This is a genomic window from Halochromatium sp., assembly GCF_054919635.1.
Map to the genome: position 1 here is coordinate 1 of NZ_JBUDPI010000115.1, position 10039 is coordinate 10039.

Annotated in this window: 6 protein-coding genes and 1 pseudogene; 1 reads left to right on the forward strand and 6 read right to left on the reverse strand. The window is 63.8% G+C overall.

What is annotated here, in order from left to right:
- Both ACY693_RS08970 and bcsA read right to left on the reverse strand, forming a co-directional pair.
- A partial coding sequence (locus tag ACY693_RS08970; RefSeq protein ID WP_462321487.1) for a cellulose biosynthesis cyclic di-GMP-binding regulatory protein BcsB occupies positions 1-750 on the reverse strand: 750 nt, incomplete at its 3' end.
- Between the two features lie 74 nt (positions 751-824).
- Positions 825-3026 carry a UDP-forming cellulose synthase catalytic subunit gene (bcsA, locus tag ACY693_RS08975; protein WP_462321488.1) on the reverse strand — a complete coding sequence of 734 codons (2202 nt, stop codon included), beginning with the start codon at positions 3024-3026 and terminating at the stop codon, positions 825-827.
- A 303-nt stretch (positions 3027-3329) separates the two neighbouring features.
- Here bcsA and ACY693_RS08980 point away from each other — a divergent pair, with 303 nt between their 5' ends.
- Positions 3330-5072 (forward strand): chloride channel protein, encoded by a 1743-nt coding sequence (locus ACY693_RS08980; RefSeq protein WP_462321489.1) that lies wholly within the window; start codon positions 3330-3332, stop codon positions 5070-5072.
- Positions 5073-5166: 94 nt separating this feature from the next.
- Here the strand turns inward: ACY693_RS08980 and ACY693_RS08985 are convergent, their stop codons facing one another.
- The 4 genes and pseudogenes from ACY693_RS08985 to ACY693_RS09000 all read right to left on the reverse strand — a co-directional run.
- A complete protein-coding gene (locus tag ACY693_RS08985) occupies positions 5167-6117 on the reverse strand; it encodes a patatin-like phospholipase family protein (RefSeq protein ID WP_462321490.1) in 951 nt (316 codons plus the stop codon).
- Between the two features lie 65 nt (positions 6118-6182).
- Positions 6183-8360 (reverse strand): amylo-alpha-1,6-glucosidase, encoded by a 2178-nt coding sequence (locus ACY693_RS08990; RefSeq protein ID WP_462321491.1) that lies wholly within the window; start codon positions 8358-8360, stop codon positions 6183-6185.
- On the reverse strand, positions 8335-9597 hold the full coding sequence (locus ACY693_RS08995; RefSeq protein ID WP_462321492.1) for a glycosyltransferase family 4 protein: 1263 nt from the start codon (positions 9595-9597) through the stop codon (positions 8335-8337). The genes ACY693_RS08990 and ACY693_RS08995 overlap by 26 nt, the downstream gene beginning before the upstream one ends.
- A 115-nt stretch (positions 9598-9712) precedes the next feature.
- Positions 9713-10039: pseudogene (locus tag ACY693_RS09000) on the reverse strand (hypothetical protein); the annotation flags it as partial.

Sequence of the window (10039 nt, forward strand, 5' to 3'; positions counted from 1 at the left end):
TATCGCCGCAGCCTGCGCCACCAGTGCCCCCCAACGCAGCTGCTCAGCGCGCGCTTGTCCCTGCTCCAACGGCATCAGGATACGCAGACGGGCCTGGCCCCAGCGGTGGCGGTCGGCGAAAGCGCTCAAATCTGCCAGGCTGTTAACCAGTGGCAGGCGCCGATAGGTCAGGCTTAGGGTCGATGTCTGGGCATCGATCTGGGTCCAGAGCTCGGGTGCCTTGGGGTCCTCGCAGGTGCGCTCCTCGGTGTGCTGAGCGACCGCGAAGCTCAGCTGGTTATAGCCGCTCTGCAGCAGGTCCAGCGGCAAACGGATACGCGCCTCGCCCTCGGGCCTCTCAGGATCAAGCGCGAACTGAGCGATAATGAGCCCATTCAAGACCACGCGCAGCTGCGAGCGCGCTCGCACCAAACTGACGGAGTTGCGATACTGAAGCTTAAGCGTCAGCGCGCGCGGCTCCCAGCGCAGCGGCAATGGCAGGTTGATATCGGCCTGCGCCTGAGCGCCCTGCAACAGGATGCGCTCCCTGCCGGAAAGGAAGCTCGCCAGCGTCTGTTCGACCTCCTCGGCCCCCGGGTCGGGCGCTGGATCAGGCGCTTGTTGCTCCGAAGCGTCGCCTGTTCGGCTCGACCCAGGTTGATTCGGCAACGCTAGCGCGCTGCTGGGCGCATCACCGCGACTCGCCGCCGCGCCTGTGGCCGGATCTGGACCCTGCGCTAAGACGGCGAGCGGCAATGCGGCCGCGGCCATCGGTAACCATAGCGACCACAAGGCGCCTGGCCAATGCCATGAGCGGGATGACTGATGCAAGACGGGTTACCTCATCAAACAGAGCGACTGATCGGCTCGACCAGCGGTTGCACAGGCCTTCGGCGCGAGCGGCGAATAACACAGAGTAGATGCGCGAGCGCACGCCGAAGCACCAGGTCAAGCATGCTGCGGAAGGCGGGGACGATGCCAACACGCCGATTGCGCGCCAGTAGCATGGCGCGCCACTGGTCGCTGTTGCCATAGCCCAGACGCACAACAGCCGCCTTCTCTGCCGTGGTCAGCTGCCCTTCTGGGGTGGCGAAGCGGCAACCTAGACGCAGCGACCGCTCGTCGGTTTGCATGTCCACTAGCTCGACGCTAAGCTCCAGCGATTCGCCATCCGGCACCGTCATGCTGATGCGCGTCCATCGCAGCCCGGCCAGACGCTCGCGCTCGCTTGGGTCAAGCACCAGACCGACCCCTTCGACCGAGAGGTCGGACGTGCGACCAGCGATCCAGTCTCCGGCGCAGTACAGAGATGCTTGTACGGCAAAAGGAAAACGCGGTGTCACACGGCGCTGCTGGCGTTCCAGCAGAGCGCCGAGCGCACCAGCAAGCAGCAACAGGTTCAGCGAGGCCCAAAACAAGGTGACCAGATCAGTGACCAGACTGCCTGGCACTAGCGTCACGCGCAGGACCCCCGCCAAGATGCCCGCTAAGGTGAGTGCGAGCAGCCAGTAGATCGGCCGCACCAAAGGCGAGATAAAATCCTGCCCGGCGACCTCACCCTTGGCCGTCACGGCAAAATGCGGCGCGCGTGGCTTACGTATCACGGTGATAAGCGGCTTGATCAGGAAGAGGCTGAGTGCGGTCTCGTAGAACTCCGAAACAAAGCTCCAGCGCGCGTTACCGTAGAGGTAATCGATCAGGATCAGCACCCCGATCAGGTGCGGAATCATATAGGCGAGGAGCTCGATGAAATCGGCATCGAAGATGCCAAGCCCGAAAAACAGGTAGGCCAGCGGCGCGAACAAGAACACGAGACGCGCAAACGGGAACCACCAGAACAGCATGCTATTGAGGTAGCACAGCCGCTGCCACCAGCGCATACCCGCCGCTCGCAACGGATTCTTCAGCAGCAAGAGCTGAGTCATGCCCTGCGCCCAGCGCGCGCGCTGCGTCACTAAGGAGCTGAAGGTCTCGGGCTGCAGGCCGGCGATCATGGGCCGCCAGATATAGGCGCTATCATAGCCACGGCGGTGCAGCTCCAGGGCGGTCTCGGCATCCTCGGTGATGGTGTCTCCGGCTAGGCCGCCGACCTCGTCGAGACAGCTGCGCCGCAGGACCGCTGCCGAGCCACAGAAGAAGGAGGCATTCCAGAAATCCAGTCCGCGTTGGATGTTGGTATAGAACATCTCCTGCTCGCTCGGCATCTGCTGGAAGGTCGCGAGATTCTTTTCGATGGGGTCCGGGCTGAGAAAAAAATGCGGCGTCTGCACCAAGAACAGCTTAGGGTTGCGCAGAAACCAGCCAACCGTGTTGTGCAGGATGTCGCGAGTCGGCACGTGGTCCGCATCCAGAATCAGTACTAGATCACCCTGTATCTTCGGCAGCGCGTCGTTCAGATTGCCGGCCTTGGCCGAATGATTGCGCTCGCGCGTCAGATAACGCAGATTCAGGCGCTCGCAGAGCGCCATCAGTTGCCGATGGCGTTGCTGCGCCGCGCGGCGCCGCTCGGGGTCGCGCTGATGACGCTTCTCCAGCGTACCGCCATCGTCGAGTAGATAGATCGTCAGCTTCTCGCGCGGGTAATCGATGTTTCGCGCGCCCAGTAAGGTGGTCTCAAGCAGCTCTGCGCTTTCGTTATAGCTCGGGATCAGGACATCAACGCTCGGCCAGCAAGACTCATCATCGGGCAATGGGGCGACCGAGCGCGTCATCGGACGCAGCGACACAAAGACACCCAGTACCAGGATAGCGAAGGCAAAGACCTCGCCCAGGTAAAGCGCCAAGCCAAGGACAAAGTCCAACCCCGTATCTGTCGGCAGGGTATAGAGCAACCGCCACAGCAGATAGCGGGTGCTGATAAACAGCCCCAGCGTCAACAAAAGAAAGCGCAGCAGCAGCCCGAGATTGCTGACATAGAGCTGGCGCAGTGCCGCCGGCCGCAGACTCAGCATTGCCACCAGCAGCGCCGCCGCTAGGAGCAATTGGTCCCTTAGTGCCAGCGGCATGGCCGCCAGAGCAAGGAGCCCCAGCGACGTCAACGCGATCATGACCGCCCAGGCATGACCGCCGCTCAGCCCCGAGGGGTCAGCCCAGGCCTCTTCACGAGAGCACGAACGGATTTGGTTGGGCATGACGCAGATGATAAAGGCCCCAAATTGATGCCATGGACCATTCAGAGCGCAACGCTATCATACGAGGCGCAAACCGCGAAGCCGGGCCGGGTCAACGCGATAGCCGAATCTGACCAGCGGCGATTAACCCCCCGTCGAGACAGCTCGGACAGGAAAGTGAAGCGGAGGCTCAGCAGATTGGTTTGCTGAGTGGCGTTCGATGTACCGATAATCACCGCCATGGGCAAACGAGACTTCATGGGCGGATGGCGACCGAGCTTAGAACGGTTGCGGCTGCAGCTCGCGCGGCCCGACGCGCTGCTCGCACATGCCCTGCTCGGGCTCGTCACCGGCCTTGCAACGGGGATCGTCATCGTCGCCTTTCGTCTCGCCGTGGAAGGCACGCAAGCGCTGATGCTGCCCGAGCACGGCGAGAACTACGAGGCCATAGCCCCCGTTTGGCGCTTCGTGCTGCCACTGCTAGGCGCGGTGCTGATCGCGCTGCTGTTCCTGCGGTTCGCGAAAGGCATCTATGTGCTTGGCATCGCTCGAGTGCTAGAGCGCATGGAGTATCACCAGGGGCATATGAGCCTGCGCGGCTTCATGCTGCAGTTTTTTGGCGCCGCCATCGCCATCGTCAGCGGCCATTCGGTTGGCCGTGAGGGACCGCATGTCTATCTCGGCGCGGCCAGCGGCAGTCTGCTCGGGCAGTGGCTGAGCCTGCCGAACAACAGTATCCGTACCCTGGTCGCCTGCGGCACTGCGGCAGGCATCTCGGCCTCCTTCAATACGCCGCTGGCGGGCGTCATCTTTGCCCTCGAGGTGCTTGCTCTCGAATACAGCATCACCGGCTTCATCCCGATCATCCTGGCTGCGGTCAGTGCCAATGCCCTGTCGGTGTCGCTCTTCGGCAGTGCCCCGATCCTTGAGGTGCCCACCTTCTTGCTCACCGCGGTCTCAGACCTGCTACCGGTGCTGTTGATCGGCGTGTTCGCCGGCACGGTCTCAGCAGCCTATATCCAGCTCGTGCAGTCGATTGCGAGCGCCGGCAAGCAAATCGACTTCTTTCGGCGGATCATGCTCGCCGGTCTTGTCGCCGGCGTCTTCGGCATTTTCTCCCCTGAGGTCATGGGGCTCGGCTATGACTCGCTCGATGACCTGCTGACGCAAACCCTCCCCTGGACCTTCCTGCTCATCTTGCTGATCGCCAAGCTCTTGGCCACCACAGTCAGCGTCGGCCTTGGCATCCCAGGTGGCACCATCGGCCCTGCGCTCTTCATGGGAGCGACACTCGGTCATCTAAGCGGCGTGACGGCCGCAGCGGTGCTCGGCACCGATATCAACCACGCGAGCTTCTACGCCTTGCTCGGGATGGGAGCGATGATGGGTGCCAGCTTGCAAGCGCCGCTTGCAGCGCTGACGGCCGTGGTCGAGCTGACCCACAGCCCTGGTGTGATCATGCCCGGCATGCTCACCATCATCCTCGCCGCAGTCACCAGTAAGCAGCTGTTCAAGAAGGACTCCTTGTTCGTGACCATGCTCAGGGCCAACGGCTTGGATTATCGATCCAATCCGGTGGTTGCCCTGCTGCGGCGCAGTGGTGTGGCGAGCATCATGAACACCCGCTTCACGCGCCAGCAGCCCCAGATCAGCCGCGAACAGGCCCAGCGTTTAATGAGCGAGAAGCCCGAGTGGATCATCGTCGACTATGATGGAAAGCCGGCCTTTGCGATGCCCGGCATCGCAATCGCCAGCCATCTCTCGCAAGACGCGGATGCAGAGGAGATCGACCTGCTCGAGATCCCGGCAGACCGCTTCGAGCTGGCTGCTGTGCACCTACAGGCAACGCTGCAAGAGGCCTTAGACATCCTCAATCGCGAGGGCGTCGAAGCACTCTATGTCACCCGACCGATCGCACCAGGGATCAACCACATCTATGGTGTGCTGACCCGTGGCCGGATCGAGTCGGCCTACCAGTACTGAGACCAAGCAACGGTCAATCATCTTCTTCCCGACTTGAGCACCACTGAAGGCGATTATCGGCAAGAAGACAGTAGACAGTGATCAAGTAGTGGCATCAAGAGGTCGAGCGGTTGCTGGCCGATGAAGAGCCCGCCAACCCGCGCTCGGCAACCTGATAACCGACATCGATCAACTCGCTCGCGCGATGGAATTCATGCGCTTGGCAGGTATTGCGCGGCACCTCGAGCAACACATCCGGCGCATAAGCGGCGAGCTTCATCGCCGCAATCGCGTTCTGCATGGTCTCGAACGATTGGCTGATCAGCTCGAAGAGACCGAGCTCCTCGGCCTCTTCGTCATCTGATCTTAGGTTGTTGCCGATGCTGTCCAAGAAATCGAGGATGCGACCGCGCAGATCGTCGCGGCCCTCGGGGTGCTTACGGCTTTCAGGCTCCTCCGCGCCCTCCATCTGCGATGTCGGCACCGGGGTCTTCGCCTTGCCGTCGTCTTCAGGATCACCATTGAGGTTCACGGCAATCGTCAGATCTGTGATGTCGCGAAAGGTTGGCGCGATCGGCACCGGATTCAGCAGTCCGCCATCAACCAAGGTCAGGCCCAGATAGGGATGCGGTGTAAACAGCGTCGGTACCGCAATCGACGCGCGGATGGCATCGAACAGCGGCCCTTTGGTGATCCAAATCTCGCGTTGGCGCTCGATGTCCGTCGCCACGGCGGTGTAAGCGACCGGCAGTGCTTCGATGTCGCGCTCACCGACCATCTCCCGCAATCGATCCATGATCCGATCGCCCTTGATCAGGCCGGCCGGGTGAAAGGCCAGGTCCAAGAAGCGCAACACGTCGGTACGCCGCAGCGCGCAGGCCCAGTCGCGATAGCGGTCGAGCTTGCCGGCGGCATAGATGCCACCCACCAGCGCCCCCATCGAGCAGCCGGAGATGGACTCGATCTGATAACCCTGCGCTTCCAACCACTGGATGATGCCGATGTGCGCCAGGCCGCGCGCACCGCCGCTACCAAGGACCAGAGACACGCGTTGTCCGGATGCCATCGCGAGGATTCCTCATCGTCGGACTGATGATCTTGAAGGACATCCGCGCCAGCCTACTCCAAGCCTCAGACCGACACCACTAGCTCGACCTCTCCCACCCGGCGCTCGACATTAGCCGCGATCTCGTCGCCGTAGCGGTGGACATGGACATCGATCTCGGCATCGCCATGGCGCAGGCCACGCACCTTGAGCCAGTTGAGATAGCTCGGCAAGCGTGGACGGCGCAGCGCGATACGCGCGCCCTCGGGCTCGAACTCCAGCCCAAGCATCGCCTGCACCGCCATGAACACCGCCCCGCTCGCCCAGGCCTGCGGCGCACAGGCCACCGGATAATGGGTCGGTGCCTGACCAGGCTGGCGCTCGAAGCCGCAGAACAGCTCCGGCAGCCGATGCAGATCGAAGTGGATCGAGGCGTTGAACAGCCCCTCGATCAGCGTCAAAGCCGCCTCATGAAAGCCGTTCTGCGCCAGGCCAGCAGCGGCGATCGCGGTGTCGTGCGGCCAGACCGAGCCATTGTGATAGGACATCGGGTTGTAGCGCGGCTCGCCGGCGAACAGGGTGCGTAGGCCCCAGCCGTTGAAGGCCTGCGGCGAGACCAGTCCCTGGGCGACCCGCACCGCATGCTCGCCGCTGATGGCCTGGGTCCAAAGCAGATGGCCCGGGTTGGAGCTGCGGACCGCGCAGGGCCGGCCCTCGCCATCCAGAGCAATCGCGTAGGTAGCGAGCGACTCGACCCAGAAGCGCGCCTCGAGCTGCTCGGCCAACCGATCGGCGAGCACGAGCCAGCGCTGCGCCTGCGCCGGCTCGCCCTGCAGCTCGGCCAGCGCCGCGCCGCGCCGCAGTGCCTCGATCGCATAGCCCTGCACCTCGCAGAGCGCGATCGGTGACACGGCAGGGCGGCCGTTGCGGTCGAACACCGAGTCATCGGAGTCCTTCCAGCCCTGCTGCACCAGCCCACGCTGACCATGGCGCGCATAGACCAACAGACCGTGCTGCTCGAGCTGGCGCTCGATCCAACCGAGCGCGCGCAGCAGATGGGGCCAGAGTGTCTCGATCAGCGCCTCATCGCCGGTGCGCTGGTGATAGCGCCCGGCAAGCATCACAAACAGCGGCGTCGCATCGACGGTGCCGTAGTAACGCCGGAATGGCACCTCGCCGAGCGCGGCCATCTCACCGTCGCGCATCTCGTGGATGACCTTGCCGGGCTCGGCCTCGGTGGCCGGGTCCTCGTGCTCGGCCTGGGTCGCGGCCAAAAAGCGCAGCACGCCAGCGGCCAGGCTCGGCTGCGCCCAAAGCGTCTGCAGCGCGGTGATTAGGCCATCGCGACCGAAGGGGGTCGAGAACCAGGGCACCCCGGCATAGGGATAGCGTCCATGCCGGGTCTCGGTGCAGAGCATCTGTAGATCGGCCGCGGAGCGGTTGAGCCAGTCGTTGAATTGCTCGTTATCGGTGAAGACCTCGGCGCGCGAGGCGCGATCCTCGGCGACCTCCCGATCGACGGCCGCGACCGAGTACCGATGATCGTTGGCGCAGAAGAATGCCTCGCCACTGGCGCAGGCGATCATGGTCTCGAGCGTCCAGCTTGCACCCGGCTCCAGCGCCAGCTGGAAGCGGGCGCGCTGGGCGCTCAGGGCATCCGGTATCCGGTCGAAGCCGATACGGGTGCGGCGCCTGACCCCATCGAGCCCTTGGTAGCCCAGCACCACCGCATCGGTCTCGAGCTGCGCCTCCTGCAGGGTGCCGCGGCGAGCGCGGCGCTCGCCGCGCACCTCGAACAGGTCGCGAAAATCGGCCTCGAAGCAGTACTGAAGGTCCAGGCGCAGCGCCGCATCATGGTAGTTGACGATCTCTAGCCGCTCGGTCAGCGCGCAATCATGCATCGCCAACTCGCGGCGCAGGTGCAGCCGGTCCTGTGGCAGCGCCATCTCACCGCGTTGATAGAGATCGACGGTGGTCTGATCGACCGCCAGCCGGGTGTTATCCAGCTGCACGGTCGAGTTCAGTAACAGCGGCTCGCGCTCGTCGATGAGCAGACGCCATTCCGAGAGATGGCGTGTGCCCAGGTAGTACAGCCCCTGCTCGCCGAGGCCGACGCGGGCGATGTCGCCATGGCGGCTGAATACCGCAAAGCCATCGGCCGACTTCAGCACCCGCGTGCGATCGTCCGCACGCGGCGAGGTAACCGGGATGTACCAGCGATCCTGAATGCGAATCGCATCATCCATCGCGGCTGCTCCAGTCATCGCGTTGGCGCTCGCTGGCGAAACGCTCACCGCCGCGCGTCAGGCCATGTAGCATCGAGTGGTGCTGAGAGGTGATGAAGGGGCGATGATGGGGCAGCGTCGGCAGGTGCTCCGGCAGGCGTCCTGGAACCTGCTCTGGGAGCTGCTCTGCCGCTGGTTTGGTGATGTCTTGCCCGACGAGCGTTGGACGACGATCATAGGCTGCGGCGCCCGTCGAGGCGATCAGCGAATGGTAGAGGTCGACATAGCCTTGCGCCATTCGCTCGGCGCTGAAGTGATGCTCGAAGTGGCGTCGGCAGCCGGCACGGTCGATCTGATCGAGACGCCCAACCGCGCCGACGGCGGTGTCAAGGTCGTCGACGATGAAGCCGGTCACGCCCTCGGCCATCACCTCGCGCACCGAGCCTTGTCGGAAGGCGATCACCGGCGTGCCGCAGGCCATGGCCTCGGTCATCACCAGTCCGAACGGCTCCGGCCAGGCGATCGGGAACAGTAGCGCCCGAGCGCCGCCGAGCAGCGCGTTCTTACCGGCCTCGTCAACCTCGCCGATGAACTCGATCAGCGGATGCGTGAGCCGCGGCCGGATGCGCGCATCGAAGTAGTCCTGATCAACCGGATCGACCTTGGCCGCCATGCGCAGGGGCATCCCGACCCGTAGCGCGATCTCGATGGCAGTCTCGGGCCCCTTCTCCGGCGACATGCGCCCGAGGAAGGCGAGATAATCGCCCGGCTGCGGCTGAAAATCGTACAGATCGGACGGCAAGCCATTGTAGACGGTGCCCGCCCAACGCGCGGTCGGCAACGGCTCGCGCTGATGGTCGGAGATCGAGGCCACGGGCATGTCGCGGAACTCGGTGAATAGCGGCGCTAGATCGGGCAGGTCCAGGCGCCCATGCAAGGTGGTCAGCTGCGGCGTCTGCAGGTGACGCCAGAGCGGGAAGTGCAGATAGTCGGTATGAAAATGCACGATATCGAACTTGCCGGCCAGCCGCGCCACATCGGCGATCTCGAGCATGTGCCAGGCGAGCGGATCACGGTGCTCGCGCCCCAGCCGCAAGGCCTCGGGGACAACGGCATGGAGCTTGGCGCTGGTCTGCGAGTCGGCGCTCGCGAACAGGGTCACCTCATGGCCTTGGGCGACCAATGCCTCGGTCAGGTAGTGGACAACACGTTCGGTGCCGCCGTAGGTCTTCGGCGGCACGCTTTCATGCAACGGAGCAACCTGCGCAATCTTCATCTGTTGACAATCCTCGATGACGACGGACGATTGACAAAAGAGTTGCGCCAGCGGACGGCTTTTGACGGCACACCCGCGGGCGTACAGCCTTGGCTCAGGCCCTGAGCCGCCATCTTTATAGGGTTTCCGCGGCGGGCTTCAAGTGGCTCGCGCGAAAGCGATGTTGGTCAACAAAGGGACCCCAAGGCCAAAGGCTCGATCCCTTGTCAGCCTCGGTCTGCGCCGAGCTGCTCGATACTATAGCCGTTCGGGTAGGTCCGATTCGGTCGCCGGTCGCGACCAGCAGGGGCGTGCCCTTGGCGATGCCGAAGGTGCGCAGCAGTGCCAGTTCCAACGCTCGGTTGGTATCCCAGGGGAACTCATAGCAGGCCAACAGGTAACCGATCGCCTGGCAATCCCGCTCCGCATCGAGCCCAGCGATATAGCGCGCCCGCGCCCAACG

What these genes read in the sequence shown, in the direction of transcription:
- bcsA (WP_462321488.1), bottom strand. Translation starts at nt 3,026, where the DNA reads ATGATCGCGTTGACGTCGCTGGGGCTCCTTGCTCTGGCGGCCATGCCG.
- ACY693_RS08980 (WP_462321489.1), top strand. Translation starts at nt 3,330, where the DNA reads ATGGGCAAACGAGACTTCATGGGCGGATGGCGACCGAGCTTAGAACGG.
- ACY693_RS08985 (WP_462321490.1), bottom strand. Translation starts at nt 6,117, where the DNA reads ATGGCATCCGGACAACGCGTGTCTCTGGTCCTTGGTAGCGGCGGTGCG.
- ACY693_RS08990 (WP_462321491.1), bottom strand. Translation starts at nt 8,360, where the DNA reads ATGACTGGAGCAGCCGCGATGGATGATGCGATTCGCATTCAGGATCGC.
- ACY693_RS08995 (WP_462321492.1), bottom strand. Translation starts at nt 9,597, where the DNA reads ATGAAGATTGCGCAGGTTGCTCCGTTGCATGAAAGCGTGCCGCCGAAG.